This is a genomic window from Mesorhizobium sp. W067 (genome assembly GCF_054719525.1).
This window is the reverse complement of the sequence record NZ_JBTTII010000001.1, coordinates 3,802,184-3,817,472: the sequence shown is the minus strand read 5'-3', so window position 1 is coordinate 3,817,472 and position 15,289 is coordinate 3,802,184. Positions and strand designations below refer to the sequence as shown.

16 protein-coding genes are annotated in these 15,289 nt (G+C 64.7%); 9 read left to right on the top strand and 7 right to left on the bottom strand.

What is annotated here, in order from left to right; genetic code table 11:
• Window position 1: 1 nt before the first annotated feature.
• Complete coding sequence (locus tag ACYG97_RS18565; protein ID WP_023704194.1) at window positions 2-979, bottom strand: tripartite tricarboxylate transporter substrate-binding protein; 978 nt, start codon at window positions 977-979, stop codon at window positions 2-4.
• A gap of 178 nt (window positions 980-1,157) precedes the next feature.
• Window positions 1,158-1,613 carry a DUF2214 family protein gene (locus ACYG97_RS18560; protein WP_023704193.1) on the bottom strand — a complete coding sequence of 152 codons (456 nt, stop codon included), beginning with the start codon at window positions 1,611-1,613 and terminating at the stop codon, window positions 1,158-1,160.
• 141 nt (window positions 1,614-1,754) lie between these two features.
• Between ACYG97_RS18560 and ACYG97_RS18555 the strand changes: the two genes are divergently transcribed.
• From ACYG97_RS18555 to ACYG97_RS18545, 3 genes are all read left to right on the top strand, one after another.
• A complete protein-coding gene (locus ACYG97_RS18555) occupies window positions 1,755-1,985 on the top strand; it encodes a YdeI/OmpD-associated family protein (RefSeq protein ID WP_023683083.1) in 231 nt (76 codons plus the stop codon).
• 142 nt (window positions 1,986-2,127) lie between these two features.
• Window positions 2,128-2,667, top strand: coding sequence for a GNAT family N-acetyltransferase (locus ACYG97_RS18550; RefSeq protein WP_023683084.1), 540 nt, complete (start codon window positions 2,128-2,130; stop codon window positions 2,665-2,667).
• 120 nt (window positions 2,668-2,787) lie between these two features.
• Complete coding sequence (locus tag ACYG97_RS18545) at window positions 2,788-3,888, top strand: OmpA family protein (RefSeq protein ID WP_023733581.1); 1,101 nt, start codon at window positions 2,788-2,790, stop codon at window positions 3,886-3,888.
• Here the strand turns inward: ACYG97_RS18545 and ACYG97_RS18540 are convergent.
• Window positions 3,875-4,648 carry an IclR family transcriptional regulator gene (locus tag ACYG97_RS18540; protein WP_023683085.1) on the bottom strand — a complete coding sequence of 258 codons (774 nt, stop codon included), beginning with the start codon at window positions 4,646-4,648 and terminating at the stop codon, window positions 3,875-3,877. The two genes, ACYG97_RS18545 and ACYG97_RS18540, sit on opposite strands and share 14 nt — an antisense overlap.
• A gap of 206 nt (window positions 4,649-4,854) precedes the next feature.
• On the opposite strand from ACYG97_RS18540, the gene ACYG97_RS18535 reads away from it, so the two are divergent.
• The 5 genes from ACYG97_RS18535 to ACYG97_RS18515 all read left to right on the top strand — a co-directional run bounded on the left by ACYG97_RS18535 (window position 4,855) and on the right by ACYG97_RS18515 (window position 10,079).
• On the top strand, window positions 4,855-5,832 hold the full coding sequence (locus ACYG97_RS18535; protein ID WP_023683086.1) for a Bug family tripartite tricarboxylate transporter substrate binding protein: 978 nt from the start codon (window positions 4,855-4,857) through the stop codon (window positions 5,830-5,832).
• Window positions 5,833-5,957: 125 nt separating this feature from the next.
• The gene (locus ACYG97_RS18530) at window positions 5,958-6,494 is read left to right on the top strand and encodes a tripartite tricarboxylate transporter TctB family protein (RefSeq protein WP_023700086.1); all 537 of its coding nucleotides are present in this window, start codon (window positions 5,958-5,960) and stop codon (window positions 6,492-6,494) included.
• A gap of 4 nt (window positions 6,495-6,498) precedes the next feature.
• Complete coding sequence (locus ACYG97_RS18525) at window positions 6,499-8,022, top strand: tripartite tricarboxylate transporter permease (protein ID WP_023733580.1); 1,524 nt, start codon at window positions 6,499-6,501, stop codon at window positions 8,020-8,022.
• Between the two features lie 15 nt (window positions 8,023-8,037).
• Window positions 8,038-9,216, top strand: a complete 1,179-nt coding sequence (locus ACYG97_RS18520) for a CaiB/BaiF CoA transferase family protein (protein WP_031262138.1) — start codon at window positions 8,038-8,040, stop codon at window positions 9,214-9,216.
• Window positions 9,213-10,079 (top strand): citryl-CoA lyase, encoded by an 867-nt coding sequence (locus tag ACYG97_RS18515; protein WP_031199646.1) that lies wholly within the window; start codon window positions 9,213-9,215, stop codon window positions 10,077-10,079. Before ACYG97_RS18520 ends, ACYG97_RS18515 begins: the two co-directional genes overlap by 4 nt.
• Before the next feature lie 6 nt (window positions 10,080-10,085).
• Here ACYG97_RS18515 and ACYG97_RS18510 read toward each other — a convergent pair whose 3' ends face one another.
• A complete protein-coding gene (locus tag ACYG97_RS18510) occupies window positions 10,086-10,562 on the bottom strand; it encodes an NUDIX hydrolase (RefSeq protein WP_023669717.1) in 477 nt (158 codons plus the stop codon).
• Window positions 10,563-10,681: 119 nt separating this feature from the next.
• Window positions 10,682-10,984: a hypothetical protein gene (locus ACYG97_RS18505; RefSeq protein ID WP_023704190.1), complete on the bottom strand. Its 303-nt coding sequence runs from the start codon at window positions 10,982-10,984 to the stop codon at window positions 10,682-10,684.
• A gap of 218 nt (window positions 10,985-11,202) precedes the next feature.
• Here ACYG97_RS18505 and ACYG97_RS18500 point away from each other — a divergent pair, with 218 nt between their 5' ends.
• Window positions 11,203-11,793 (top strand): invasion associated locus B family protein, encoded by a 591-nt coding sequence (locus ACYG97_RS18500; RefSeq protein WP_023669715.1) that lies wholly within the window; start codon window positions 11,203-11,205, stop codon window positions 11,791-11,793.
• A gap of 15 nt (window positions 11,794-11,808) precedes the next feature.
• On the opposite strand, the gene ACYG97_RS18495 is transcribed toward ACYG97_RS18500, so the two are convergent.
• Together ACYG97_RS18495 and ACYG97_RS18490 are read right to left on the bottom strand one after the other, a co-directional pair.
• Window positions 11,809-12,501: a response regulator transcription factor gene (locus ACYG97_RS18495; protein ID WP_023733578.1), complete on the bottom strand. Its 693-nt coding sequence runs from the start codon at window positions 12,499-12,501 to the stop codon at window positions 11,809-11,811.
• Window positions 12,498-15,230, bottom strand: coding sequence for a DUF4118 domain-containing protein (locus ACYG97_RS18490; protein WP_460221603.1), 2,733 nt, complete (start codon window positions 15,228-15,230; stop codon window positions 12,498-12,500). The genes ACYG97_RS18495 and ACYG97_RS18490 overlap by 4 nt, the downstream gene beginning before the upstream one ends.
• Between the last annotated feature and the right edge of the window lie 59 nt (window positions 15,231-15,289).

Below are 15,289 nucleotides of genomic sequence, written 5' to 3'. Positions count from 1 at the left end.
CTCAGTCGGCGTATTGGCCGGCGGCTTCGATGATCGGCTTCCAACGCGTGATCTCGCCTTCCAGCTTGGCCTTCAGCGCTGCCGGCGTCGCGTCGGACTCGGACGACGGCTTGGTGCCCAGTTCGGCAAAGCGGGCGATGACGTTGGGGTCCTTCAGCGCGACCTGGAGCGATTTCGACAGTCGGCCGGTGATCTCGGCCGGCGTGCCCTTCGGCGCATAGAGGCCGTGCCAGATGCTGACCTGCACCGCGGGCAGGCCGGCTTCGATGGTCGTCGGCACGTCCTTCAGCACGTCGAGGCGTTCCGGCGTGGTGACGGCATAGGCCTTGATCGTGCCGCCCTGGATCTGCTTGGTGGTGTTGGTAGTCTGGTCGCACATAATGTCGACCTGGCCGCCGAGAAGGTCGGTCATGGCCGGGCCGGTGCCCTTGTAGGGTACGGTGACCAGCGGCGTGCCGATGGCGCTCATGAATAGCATGCCGCACAGATGCGAGGCAGCGCCGATGCCGGCATTGGCTACAGTGATGGTGTCCTTGTTGGTCTTGGCGTATTCGACCAGCCCTTTCAGGTCGGCCGGCTCCAGGTCCTTGCGGGCGACGATCGCCATCGGCACCTCGGTGACGAGGCCGACATACTCGAAGGCGTTCAGCGTGTCATAGGCGAGTTTTCTGTAGAGGGTCGCGCTGGTCGCCATGCCGATGTGATGGAGGAGCAGCGTGTAGCCATCCGGGTCGGCGTTGGCGACGCGGCCGGCGCCCAGCGTGCCGCCGGCGCCGCCGACATTTTCGACGATGATCTGCTGGCCGAGATCCTTCGACATGGCTTCGGCGACGAGCCGCGTAACCGTGTCGGTCGGACCGCCGGCCGCAAACGGCACGACGACGGTGATGGTGCGCTCGGGATAGGTCTGTGCGCTGGCGGCGAACGAATAAAGCGAGACGGCCGCGGCGGCGGCCAGGGCGGCTACAATTTTCCTCATCGTAATTCTCCTCCCAGGATATCAATCTCCGATCGCTGTGCAGGTCAGGCAGCGACGGTGCAACAAAGGCAAGCTAACAGATTGTCGCCTGACGCAAACTGCAAAATACAGCCGTGCGCAACCATGGCGATCAGTGCGGAGTATGCCCGGCGGAGATGGGTTTGGTGTTGGCGTTGCTTCAATAACCGTAGCCGCGCGCCATCGCCGCCGCGAAGATCGGGATCAGCAGGAAGATGAAGGCTTCGGCGCGCACATAGGTCTTCACCGAGGCGAGTTCCGCCACCGGCACCTGAAAGCCGGGATTTGCACTGGCTTGCCGCTTCCAGGAGATGAAGCGGATGGTCGGGATGATCGACAGCAGGCCAACGATGCCGAATGCCGCCATCTTGGCCCAGAACACCCAGTTGTAGACGTAGAATTCCCAGCCCTTCAGGCCGTAGATGACGCGGCAGATGCCGATGATGATGATCAGCATGGCGATGATGCCATAATGGCGGTCGATGCCGGCAAGCCGCTTGAGCGTGGCGGCGGAGAGGTCGCCGCGGATCAGGACAAATTCGGCGCCGATGATGCCGGCCAGCGACAACACCAGCAGATGATGGAAAATGGCAAGCACGAGATCGGTGGTGTCCATGGCGTTCTCCTCCCATTGGCAGTATCGAGACCGGCCCTTGCCGGACCGGTTGCGAAAGGTAGCATCGTTCGGCAGAATTCCCAGAGGCGGACCTGGGTTGGACCATCGGCGTCGCCATCCTGACAGCTGGGGTTTTCTGAAATGACCGGACTGAAGCGCGCCCTGAACCCGATGCCGGACGACATCCGCATCGCCCTGACCGAAAAAGGACTGACAGCGGCCTACGAGGCGCGGCCGGACTACCAGAAGAACGACTATCTCGGCTGGGTCGCCCGCGCCAAACGCAGCGACACCAGGCAGAAGCGGCTCGACCAGATGCTGGACGAATTGCGGCGCGGTGGGCTCTACATGAAGATGGTCTGGCACGGCTGAAAGTAAGCCGACGCTGTTCGCTTCGACCGCCTGGTCGCGCCAGGCCGTTCGGAAGCTTCCCTGGCTGAATGATGATCCGGCTTGGCCCTTGTCCGGGCGCGCTGGTTTGCTAAGCGCTGACCGTCAACGGAGGCAGAGTTTCATGGGCAGTCCAAAAACAGCCGGCGTCCCGGTTCTCGAAACGGAACGGACCATCATGCGGGCGCACCGGATCGAAGATTTCGACGACTATGCCGTCATGTGGGCCGACCCCGTCACCACCCGTTTCATCGGCGGCAAGCCGCGGACGCGGGAGGAAAGCTGGATGCGGTTCCTGCGGCATGCCGGCCTGTGGTCGCTGCTCGGCTACGGCTTCTGGGCGGTCGAGGACAAGGCCAGCGGTCGCTTCATCGGCGAGGCCGGATTCCACGATCTGAAGCGGGACATCGAGCCGTCGCTCGAGGGCATTCCGGAAGCCGGCTGGGCGCTGGCGCCGCAAGCGCATGGCAAGGGTCTTGCCAGCGAAGTCGTCAGAAGGGCCCTGGCCTGGGGCGACGACACCTTTGCCGGCGCGAGAACCGTCTGCATCATCGATCCGGAAAACACCGGTTCGTTGAACGTTGCGGCAAAGTGCGGCTACACCAAGGTCCTGGAAACCACCTATCACGACGGGCTGACGATCCTGCTCGAACGGCGGGTGTGAAGCGCTTCATCGACGCAATTTCCACGTTCTGCCAGGGTTGGCTATTCTAATCTAGCTACGCAATTCCTGTGGGAAAACCGCTCACACTTTTCCTGGAATTGCTCTTTGGGGGAGCCGACCATGCGTGCGATCAATGCGATATTTCTGAAGCTTTTCTGGGCGGGGCTGCTGCTGCTGGCGGCCGTGCAACTGGCGGGCGCCGATGCGACGGTGCCGACCGCCGACATCGAGGGCGGTGCCGACAATCATCTGGCCAAGCGCTACGAGGGGTCGTTCATCGTCTCCTACGAAAAATTCGCCTATACCGATTTTACAGTGCCGCTGTCGCCGCTGAAGCCGAGCGCCGATCCGGAGGCCCGTGACACGATGAACAACCGTGTGTTCGCGCCGGACAAGAAGGCTGAGGTCGAAGGCGCGCTGACCCGCATCGCCTATGTGCTGCCGGCCGAGCGCTCCCCGCTCGAAGTGCTGCGCAACTACCAGGATGTGATCGCGGCCGCCGGCGGCGAAGTCCTGTTCGAATGCAAGAAGGAAGAGTGCGGCGGCGCCGCCGACCGGTCGTCGAGCGGTGGCGGCGGCGACATGAGCCTGATGATGTATTTCTTCCATGAAAGCGACGTCAAGGACGCGGCCTTTTCCAATGGCGCCTGTGCGGTAACCACCGGTATCAACGACCAGCGCTTCTTCGCCGCCAAGCTGCCGCAGGACGGCGGCGACGCCTATGTCACGGTTCAGGCCTATTCGCTGATCGACGACCTCTACTGCAAGGAACTCAACGGCCGCACCATTGCCGTCGTTCAGGTGCTGGAGCCCAAGGCGCGCGACAAGAAGATGGTGGTGGTCGAAGCGGCCAAGATGGCGGATTCGCTGTCGGCCACCGGCTCCATCTCGCTCTACGGCATCTTCTTCGACACCGACAAGGCCGACATCAAGCCGGAATCGGAACCGACGCTGAAGGAGATCTCGACGCTTCTGACCAACGAGCCCGGCATGGCGGTGATCGTCGTCGGTCATACCGACAACCAGGGCGCGTTCGACTACAATATCGATCTGTCGTCGCGGCGGGCGCAGTCGGTGAAGGCGGCGCTGGTCTCGAAATACGGCATCGATGGCGGCCGGCTGACCGCCGCCGGCGCCGGCATGATGGCGCCCGTCGCCAGCAATGACGACGAAGCCGGCCGCGCCAAGAACCGCCGCGTGGTGCTGGTCAAGGCGAACTGAGGCCGATCACGGTTTCAGCGCCGGCTAGGCGCGCTGCCTGCTCCAGCATCGAGGCATCCTCGCCGAAGGCGCGGGTGGCGCGAGCGGCGGCCTCCAGCAGGTCCGGTGTCATGCGGCGCAGGAACGCCGTATCGACGCGTGTCGACGGGCCGGCGAGCGTCAAGGCGCCGAGCAGAACGCGGCCCGGTCCGAACACCGGCACCGAGACGCCCGCCGTCTCAGGGTCGCGGTCGCCGATCGACAGATAGTGGCAGGCCTTGCGGATGGTCTCGTATGGTTCGCCCGGCTGGCCTGAAAACGCTGCCAGCACGCGGCCGCCCGAGCCGGTGAGCAACGGCAGCAGGTCGCCTTCCCGGATCGTGTAGCGGATAGGATGCTTGGATTCGACGCGGTAGAGACAGGTGCGGGCGTCGCCCGAGCGGACATAGAACGCCACGCTTTCCCAGCTGCGCTCGGCGAGATCGCGCATGATCGGCAGCAGGATGTCGACCGCCACCACGGAGCGCTGGTAGAGCGCGCCGAGCCGGAAGGTGGCGGGTCCGATGCGGTAGCGGCCATCGTCGAGCCGCTCCAGCAACTGCCCGCGCAGCAATGAGTTCGCCAGCCTCAAAATGGTGCTTTTGTAGAGCCCGGTGCGCGCCGCGATCTCGGCCAGGCTGAGCGAGCGGTCGGCGGTCGCGAACGCGTCGAGAATGGCGATCGCGCGGTCGAGCGCGGCAACGCCATCGGCCGGCAACGGCTGGGATCGCGCTTCGGTCATCTCACGAACAGTTTCATTCCAGTTTACCTGCTCGGACAAAGGCCGGCCGAAGTGATTGTGCCGCACATCCATGGTTCTGTCTAGTAGAACAGCGTTCCTGTTGACAGAACGTACCGAAATCGGCATGAATTTTTGCCGAGCGGGTCTGTTTTCAGGCTACGTTTCTGGCAGGCACCGGAGGAGGTGTCGTGATTTGGAGGAATCCCATGCTGAACAGACGCAGATTTTTGATGAGCACCGCGGCCGCAGGCGCTGCCGGATTCGTCGCAACGCATTTGACGCCCGCTTTCGCTCAGGATGCACCGCAGATCCAGATCTTCGTGCCGGCCGCGCCCGGCGGCGGCTGGGACCAGACGGGGCGCACCATCGACCAGGTGCTGCGCAGTGAAAAACTGATCTCCGGCTCGCAGATCACCAATGTCGGCGGCGCCGGCGGCACTGTCGGCCTGCCGCAGTTCATCAGCCAGTGGAAGGGCAAGGGCAATTCGCTGATGGTGGCCGGCATGGTCATGGTCGGCGCCATCATCGCCAACAAATCGGCCAACAACCTTTCCGAAGTGACGCCCATCGCCCGCCTCACCGGCGAGTTCGAGGCGCTGGTGGTGCCGGCGGATTCGCCGTTCAAGACGGCCGGCGATTTCGTCGCCGCGCTCAAAGCGGATCCGACCAAGGTTCCCGTGGCCGGCGGCTCGGCCGGCGGCTCCGACCACATCCTGTTCGGGCTGATCGCCAAGACGGTCGGCGTTCCGGCAACCAACCTCTCCTATGTGCCTTTCGCCGGCGGCGGCGAGGCGCTGTCGGCGCTGCTCGGCAACCAGGTGGCGGCCGGCATTTCTGGCTTCGGCGAGTTCTCCGAGCAGGTCAAGGCGGGCGCGCTTCGGCTGTTGGCGATCTCCGCCGACAAGCGCCAGGACGGCATCGACGCACCGACGATGAAGGAAGCCGGCATTGACGTCGAACTGTTCAACTGGCGCGGCGTCTTCGCACCGCCAGGCGTCTCCGACGCCGATGAGGCGGCGATGGTCACGATGATCGAGACCATGGCCAAGAGCGATGCCTGGGCAGCCGAATGCAAGAACCGCAACTGGACGCCCATCCTGCTCACCGGCGACGACTATGCGAAATTCCTCGTCGACGACACCGCCCGCATCACCGCGATCCTCAAGGATCTCGGCCTCGCCTGATGTCTTCAGGGGCGGCCACGGCCGCCCCTTCCGACATTCGCCTGCGGCATGGACATATCATGCGCTGGGAGTGAAACTGCGGATGCGGCCGGCGGGAGGATGCCGGCCATCTCGGGAGGACATCGATGAGCACCAGCGACCAGCAGCCGGCGCCCCCGCGCCTTGCCATGCCCGAATTGTTGATCGGCATCGGGCTTCTCGCCTGTGCTGCGGCCGTGGCGTGGCAGACCCTGGCGATCCCGGTTTCGCCGCTCTATTCCAAGGTCGGGCCGACCGTCTTTCCCTACATCACCATGACCGGCATGATCGTGCTTTCGCTGCTGCTCATCGTCGCCGCGCTGCGCGGCGGCTGGCAGCCGCAGGAGGAAAAGGAAACGCCGACCGACTGGAAGGCCATGGGCATCGTCGTTGCCGGCCTGGTCGCCAATCTGGTGCTGATCCAGCCGCTCGGCTTCACCGCCGCCTCGGTCATCATGTTCGTGCTCGTCTGTTATGGCTTCGGCAGCAAGCACACGCTGCGCGATGCGCTGACCGGCCTGATCCTGGCGCTTGCCGCCTATTTCGGCTTTGCCAGGGCGCTCGGCGTCAACATTGGCGCCGGCTTCATCGAAAACCAGCTGAACACGGTGATCGACGCGATCATCGCCACTGTGAGGGGCTGACGCCATGGAGACGCTCGGCCATCTCGCCCACGGATTTTCCGTCGCTTTCTCGCCGATGAACCTACTGTGGTGCCTGGTCGGCACCACGCTCGGCACCGCCATCGGCGTGCTGCCCGGCCTCGGGCCGGCGCTGACCATCGCGCTTCTGTTGCCGATCACCTACCAGGTGGCGCCGGAGGCTTCCTTCATCCTGTTCGCCGGCATCTATTACGGCGCCATGTATGGCGGCTCGACGACCTCGATCCTGCTCAACACGCCGGGCGAAAGCGCCACCATCGTCACCGCGCTGGAAGGCAACAGGATGGCCCGCTCGGGTCGCGGCGGCGCGGCACTGGCGACCTCGGCGATCGGCTCCTTCGTCGCCGGCACCATCGGCACGATGGGCGTCGCCTTCCTGGCGCCGGTGGTGGTGAAGTTCGCGCTCGCCTTCGGGCCGGCCGAATATTTCTCGCTGATGGTGCTTGCCTTCATCACGGTGTCGGCGGTGCTCGGCTCGTCATCGGTGCGCGGCCTCACCAGCCTGTTCCTCGGCTTCGTCATCGGCATGATCGGCGTCGACCTGCAGACGGGACAGCCGCGCTTCACCTTCGGCATGAACGAACTGCTCGATGGCGTCGATGTCATCATTGCCGCGGTCGGCCTGTTTGCCGTCGGCGAGACGCTCTACATGGCCTCGCGCCGCTATGCCGGCAAGGACGAGATCGTGCCGCTCAAGGGATCGCTCTACATGACGGCGGCCGAATGGGGACGATCGTGGAAGCCATGGCTGCGCGGCGCTTTTATCGGCTTCCCGATCGGCGCCATGCCTGCCGGCGGCGCCGAGATCCCGACCTTCCTGTCCTATGCCATCGAAAAGAAGCTGTCGAAGCACAAGGAGGAGTTCGGCACGGTCGGCGCCATCGAGGGCGTTGCCGGACCGGAAGCCGCCAACAATGCGTCTGCCGCCGGCGTGCTGGTGCCGATGCTCACCCTTGGCCTGCCGACCTCGGCGACTGCCGCAATCATGCTGTCGGCCTTCCAGAGCTACGGCATCAATCCGGGACCGCTGCTGTTGACGACGCAGGCCGATCTGGTCTGGGGCCTGATCGCCAGCCTGTTCATCGCCAACGTCATCCTGGTCGTCCTCAACCTGCCGCTGATCGGGCTGTGGGTACGGCTGTTGAAAATCCCTGCGCCGCAGCTCTATGCCGGCATCCTGGTGTTCGCGACCGTCGGCACCTACGGCATCTCGCAGTCGCCGATCGACCTCGTCATCCTCTATCTCCTGGGGGCCGCCGGCTTCCTGATGCGGCGCTTCGATTTCCCGACAGCGCCGGTCATCATCGGCATGATCCTGGGGCCGCTCGCCGAAACGCAGTTCCGCCGGGCGATGACGATCTCGAACGGCGACTGGTCGGTGTTCTACACCCACAAGCTGTCGCTGGTGCTGCTGATCCTCGCCTTCATCGGGCTCGCCGGGCCGCATATCTGGGCCTTCATCGAGCACCGGCGCCGGCGCGGACCGGAGCATGTGCCGGGCGATGCCTGAGCAACCTGGAGCATCATGACCGATCTGCTTGCCGGCATCCGCATCCTCGACCTGACCAATGTGCTGGCGGGCCCTTATTGTGCCTATCAGCTGGCGCTGCTCGGCGCCGATGTCATCAAGGTCGAGACGCCGCAAGGCGGCGATCTGGCGCGCCAGCTCGGCGCCTCGCCGGCGCTCAACAAAGCCGGCATGGGCGCGTCGTTCCTGGCGCAGAATGCCGGCAAGCGATCGGTGGTGCTGGATCTCAAAAGCGAAGCCGACCGCGAACGCTTCCTCGATCTCGTCGCCTCGGCCGACGCGCTGGTCGAGAATTTTCGACCGGGCGTGATGGGGCGGCTGGGTCTCGGCTATGAGGTGCTGAAAGCGGTCCGCCCCGGTCTCGTCTATTGCGCCATATCCGGTTTCGGCCAGAGCGGGCCGATGCGCGACAATCCGGCCTACGACCAGATCATCCAGGGGCTGTCCGGTATCATGAGCATCACCGGCACGCCGGAGACAGCACCCTTGCGGGTCGGCTATCCCGTCGCCGACACGCTGGGCGGGCTGGTCGGGGCCTTCGCAATCGCCGCGGCGCTGGTCAAGCAGAAGACCTCGGGCGAGGGCGCGTTTCTCGATGTCTCGATGCTCGAATGCACGCTGTCGGCGCTGGGCTGGCCGGTGTCCAACTATTTGACCGCCGGTGTCGAGCCGCAGCCGATGGGCAATGAGAACATGACGGCTGCGCCCTCCGGCGCGTTTCGCACCGGCGACGGCCTGCTCAACATCGCCGCCAACAAGCAGGAGCAGTTCGTCACGCTTTGCCGGCTGATCGGCCAGCCGGAACTGGCCGACGATCCGCGCTTTGCCGAGCGCGAGACGCGCAAGCAGAACCGCGCTGTGCTGAAGGTGCTGATCGAGACGGCCTTGGCGAGCGCCTCGGCCGCAGCCTGGGAGGAAAAATTCAACCGCGCCGGCGTGCCGGCGGGCCGGGTGCTGACGATCCCCCAAGTGCTTGGCGAGCGCCAGGTCGTCGAGCGCGACATGACCACGCGTTTCCAGGGTCTGCCCGGCATGGCGCAGCCGCTGACCGTGGTGCGCGGCGGCTTCATGGTCGATGGCGCGGCACCCTTGCCGGTCCTGCCGCCACCCGTGCTGGGTGAGCATATGGACGAGGTTTTTTCCACCCTGCCGCCGCGCGCCAGGAGAAGCGCGTGAGCGAGAGAAAAACCGGCCGCGAGCGCGGCGAGGAGTGGTGGCAGACCGGCATCATCGAGATGAGCCCCGGCATCATCCGGCTGCGCGGCTATGAAATCCAGGAGCTGATCGGCCGCGTCAGCTTTCCGGCAACGATCTGGCTGATGCTGCGCGGCGAATTGCCGAGCAAGGAGCAGGCGGCGCTGCTCGGCATTGCGCTGGGGGCGGCCGTCGACCACGGGCCGCAGGCGCCGTCGATCGCCATTGCCCGCATGGCCATCACCTGCGGCGTCGGCATCAACAGCGCCATGGCGTCCGCCGTCAACGTGCTGGGTGACGTGCATGGCGGCGCCGGCGAACAGGCGCTGTCCTTCTATGGCGACATTGCCGTGGCACTTGACCAGGGTGTTGCGCTGGACCAAGCCGTAGCCGCACGGCTCGACCGTTTCTTCGCCGAGGAGAAAGGCTATGTGCCGGGATTTGGCCATCGCTTCCACCCGGTCGATCCGCGCGCGCCGCGCCTGATCGCAGTGACGCGCGAGTTTGCCGCGCGCGGCGTCGTCAGCGGACGCTTTGCCGACATCGCCGAGGCCGTCGAATCAGAGGTGGCACGGCGCAAGGGGAAGAAAATACCGCTCAACATCGACGGCGCCACCGCCGTCATCTATGGCGAGCTCGGCTTTCCGCCGCCGTTGACGCGCGGCCTGTTCGTGCTCTCGCGCTCGGTGGGCATCCTGGCGCATGCATGGGAACAGTCGCAGCAAAGCGAGCGCAACAAAGGGCCGCTGCCGCGCGAATGGCTGTGGGCCTATACGGGCACGCCGCTGCGGCCATTTCCCGCTGAGGGGGATGAGGGTCCCGCTGAAGGGGACGAGGGCAAGTGAGGTTGGTCAGGCCGGGTCCGGCACTGCCGGCTGAGGCGGCGCCAGGTTGGCCATCAGCGTCGAGAGATCCGGCTCATCGATGAGCAACGCCGCGTCCTGCGGCTTGAGCCATGCCCGCTGGCGGCTCTTGGCCTCCTGCCAGTTGGCCAGTTCCTCGGACACCTCCAACAGATAGACGACGACGTCGACGCGCACGAAATTGTGCTCCAGCCGTTTCCAATAGGAATAGCTGCCGGCCGGCGCCTTGCGGGTCTTGCCGAGCACGCCGGCTTCTTCGCGCGCCTCGATGGTGGCGGCCTTGCGCCCGCTCTTGCCTTTCATGGGCCAGCCCTTGGGCACGATGAACCGCTTCGTCGCTCGCGACGTCACCAGCATCACTTCGAAATTGCCTGAAACGTCCAGGCGAAAGGGAATGGCGGCGACCTGGCGAATGCGTTCGCCTCGCCTTGCCTTGCGTACCGCCTTTTTCTTGGTCGTCGCCATGTGCTGAAATCCGGTGGGCGGGCGCACAGCCGCACGCCGCCTGCAAACCCTGATATGCCCGCGAGGCAATGAGCATCTTTAGTAAATAAGTCGACTAAGTAAATCGCAGGCGACCGATATCAACGGCAAACACGCACAATCTGGTTGTTGACGATCTGAATCGGACAAGCTTGCCGGACGACGGGCACTTCGGGGCGCGGCTGCGGCACGATCCGACGGTCCTGCTCGCGATATTGCTGCTGCTGTTGCTGGAACTGCTGCCGCTGCAGGCTGTTGCGCAATTGCTGCAGCTGGTTCTGCTGGATCAGCCGGTTGGCGCTGGGATTGACGGACTGAGCCGCAGCAGATTGCATGATTCCGGCGAGGGTTGCCACCGCCAGCATTGCCGACATCAGAACTGTCGATAGGCGAAGCGTCGACATCAGTTCGTTCCCGTACAGATATAACCTCCTCTCTATATAGGGCGTTCGTCTCGATCTGCCATGGGCGGGTCTGCCATGGGCCGATCTGCCACGGGTTGGCGAAATCCCTGAGGAAGCGGCCTGGCCGCACTTGACAGAAAAGATCGATTGACCGCTCTATCGGGCGCGGATCTCGGGCTCAATCGCTGCTGACTCGAGGCACAATCGGGAGCATATTGATGAAAAGCAGGCAAGTATATTTCGCGGCGCTACTGGGCAGCATCTGTATTCTTGGCCCGGTGGCAGTCGCGGCGCAAACCAAGACCGACAAGGCGGCGCCTGCCGCCGCAGCGCCCGCCCCTGCTGCCGGCCCGACATTGCCTGGCGGCGCCTCGGCGCTGTCCGAGACACATGGCGACTGGACGGTCAATTGCCAGGTAACCGGCACGGCCAAGGTTTGCAGCCTGTCGCATCAGCAGTTCAACAAGCAGTCCAACCAGCGCCTGCTGGCGATCGAGCTGTCGAGCAAGAGCGGCGAGGATGCCGCCGGAACGCTGGCGCTGCCGTTCGGCCTGGCGCTCGCCAAAGGAGTCAGCCTGACCATCGACGACCAGAAGCTGGAAGGCAGCTTGCCGTTCAACACCTGCCAGGCCGTCGGCTGCCTGGTGCCGGTGGCGTTCGATGCCAGCGTCACGCCGCTGCTCAAGGCAGCCACCACGCTGAAGATCGACGCCTTCGCGGCCGACACCGGTCAAGCGGTGAGTTTCACTATCCCGCTCAACGGCTTCGGCGGCGCACTGGCACGGACCGCGGAACTCTCGGCGGACTGAGCGGAAAACGTCCGGTCACTCAACCTCGCGCAGCCGGTACCCCACCCCGGTTTCGGTGGTGATGTAGCGCGGCTGGTCGGGCGACTTTTCGATCTTCTGCCGGAGCTGGCGGACATAGACCCTGAGATACTGCACGTCGGTCGAATCGCCCCACACCTGCTTCAGAATGAAATGGTGGGTCAGCACCTTGCCGGCATGCTGCACCATAATACGCAATATGTCGTATTCCTTGGGGGAGAGCTTTATCTCCTTGCCTTCGACCTTGACGATGCGCTTGACCAGGTCGACCGAGAGATCGCCGGTCTGAAACACCGGCTTTTCGCCCTGCTGCTGGAATTTGTGGCGCAGCGCGACGCGGATGCGGGCGACAAGCTCGTTCATGCCGAACGGCTTGGTGATGTAGTCGTCAGCGCCGAGTTCGAGCGCCGCGACGATGCCGGCTTCGTCGGTGCGGCTGGACAGGATGACCACGGGCACGTCGAGGCCGTCGTCGCGCCATTTCCGCAGGAGATCGAGGCCACCCATGCCGGGCAGGCCGAGGTCGAGCAGGATCAGATCCGGCTTTTGTGCATCGACGAGTTCGATCGCAGCCTTGGCGTTGGGCGCTTCGCTGACCGCATAGCCCTGGCTGCCGAGGCCGACGCGCAGCAGTTTGCGGATCGGCGGCTCGTCATCGACGACCAGTATGCTGACATTGGAATTTGTCATGCCGGATCACCAGATGCTTGCTCGTCCACACCTGATACGTCCGTATCGGACGATTGTACCAACCTCGGCATGCGGATTGTGAAGACTGCGCCCGGGCGATCGCTGCGGTTCGCCGCCATGATCGTGCCGCCCATCGCCTCGATGAAGCCCCGGCAGATCGACAGGCCGAGCCCGGTGCCGGCCTGGACCTGATCGCGCTTGCGCACCCGGTAAAAGCTGTCGAAGACGCGCTCCAGGTCGGCGGGCGGAATGCCCGGTCCCTCATCCATGATCTGCAGCGCGACGGAGCCATTGTCGGCCCAGCCCTGCAGCCGGATTGTCGATCCCTGTGGCGCGTATTTCGCGGCATTGTCGAGCAGATTGAACAGCATTTGTTCGAACAGCACGGGATCAAGCTTCAGCATCGGCAGGTCGGCCGGAATATCAACCTCGGTCTTGTGCCCGGCAGTGATCTTGCGTGCCCGCTGCAAGGCCGAGCCAACGACATCGCCGACATAGTGCAGGGCGAAATTCGGTTCCATGGCGCCCGATTCAATCTTGGTCATGTCGAGCAGATTGGCGATGAAGCGGTTCAGCCGTTCGGACTCGTCGAGCACGGTGGTCAGCAGCTCGGCCCGATCGTCCTCGGGCAGTGCCGGCGCAAATTCCCTGAGCGTGCCGGCCGCGCCCATGATTGCCGCCAGCGGCGTCTTCAGATCATGCGAGATCGACGTCAGCAGTGCCGAGCGCAAGCGGTCGGCCTCGGCCACCAGCCTGGCGCGGTCGACATCGGCGACCAGCTGGATGCGCTCGATGGCAACCGCCGCCTGGTCGGCCAGCGCGTCGAGCAGGCGCTGTTGCTCGGGCGTCAAGAGCGGCCCCTGCTTGTCATTGTCGAGGCCGACGACGCCGATGGCGGTACGGCCGGTCCGCAAGGGCAGGTAGAGCCGTTTTGCCCCGGGCAGGGTATCGGCGCCACGGCCGGCAGCCCGGTTGTGTTCCCAAGCCCAGCGTGCAGCCGCGATGTCGGCCTCGGCCAGCGTGTCATCGGGGGGATAACCGGCCTTGACGGTGATCGTGCCTTCTTCCGGCAAAAGCAGCACCACGCGCAGCTTCAGCATCGAGGCGATCTGGAAGGCTGTGGCCCACAAAACGTCGTCGAGCGTGCCGGCGCCGGCGAGCTTCTTTGAAAAGAGGTAGATGTCCTCGGTGGCCCGGGCGCGTGAACGGGCGGCGGCTGCCTGACGCTGCACACGCGCCGTCAGATTGCTGGCGATGACGGCAACGACGAGGAAGACGGCGAAGGCAACGATGCTCTCCGGATCGCGGATCGTCATCGTGTAGCGCGGCTCGAGAAAGAAGAAGTTGAAGGCAATGGCGCTGAGGAAACAGGCGTACAGCGCCGGCCACAGGCCAAAGGTCACTGCCGATGTCAGCACCGCCAGCAGCAGCACGCTGGCAAGGTTGCGAACGTCGAGGAACTGATCGAGGATGGCGCTGACGGCAAGCGCGCCGGCGACATAGACGGTCGAGAAAAGATAAGGCCAGATTTGAAATGGCGTCTGCTCGGCCGCCGCCTTGACCCTCGACGTGGCCTCGTTGTCGCGCTCCGTTCCTGAAATGACATGGACGCTGATATCGCCGGCATTGCGGATCAGATCGTAGGTGAGCGAACCCTCGATCAGTTCGCGCCAGCGCGAGCGGGTCGGCCTGCCGACGACGATATGGGTGAAGTTGTTGGCCGTGGCGTGGCGGACGATGTCCTGGGCGACGTTCTGGCCCGGAATGGTCGTCACCTCGGCGCCGAGCTGCTCGGCCAGGCGCAAGAGCGTGGCCAGCTGGTCCTTGTCTTCCTCCGACATGGCGGCCGAACGCGGCGTGTCGACATGCAGCGCCGTCCACGGTGCGCGCAGCCGGTCGGCCAGCCGGCGCGCATAGCGGACACGAGACGCTCCGCCCGGACGCGCATCGACGCAGACGAGCACCCTTTCGCCCGCCGCCCAAGGGCCGGGAATCGCGTGCGACTGCATGTGGTTGAGCAACTGCTCGTCGACGCGCTGGGCGGTGCGGCGCAGCGCCAATTCCCGAAGCGCGGTCAGATTGCCCGGCGAGAAATAGTTTTCGACTGCGCGCTGGGCAGTGTTGGGGAAATAGACCTTGCCCTCTTTCAGCCGCTTGATCAGGTCGTCGGGCGTGAGGTCGATGATCTCGATGTCATCGGCCTGGTCGATGATGGAGTCCGGGACCGTTTCGCGCACCCTGACCCGGGTGATCTGCGCCACCACGTCATTCAGGCTCTCGACATGCTGGATATTGAGCGTGGTGTAGACATCGATGCCGCGCGTCAGGATTTCCTGGACGTCGAGATAGCGCTTGGGGTGGCGGCTGCCTGGCGCATTGGTGTGGGCGAGTTCGTCGACGAGCACCAGCGCCGGCCGGCGGGCGAGAATGGCATCGATGTCCATCTCGTCCAGCACGCGGTCCTTGTAGTCGACCTTCTGGCGCGGGATCACCTCGTAGCCTTCGACCAGCGCCAGTGTTTCCTTGCGGCCGTGGGTCTCCACGACGCCGACCACTACGTCGACGCCGTCAGCCAGCCTGGCGCGGCCGGCCATCAGCATTTCATAGGTCTTGCCGACGCCGGGGGCAGCGCCGAGAAATATCCGCAGACGGCCGCGCTCTTCCCGTTCCGCATGCTCGAGCAGCGCGTCCGGAGAGGGTCTGGTATCGTTGCTTCTGGCGTCCGGCATCAGGCTCGATCATGAACGGCGCCGAGGATCGTGTCGATCCCCGGCCCCTGGCTTCAGAG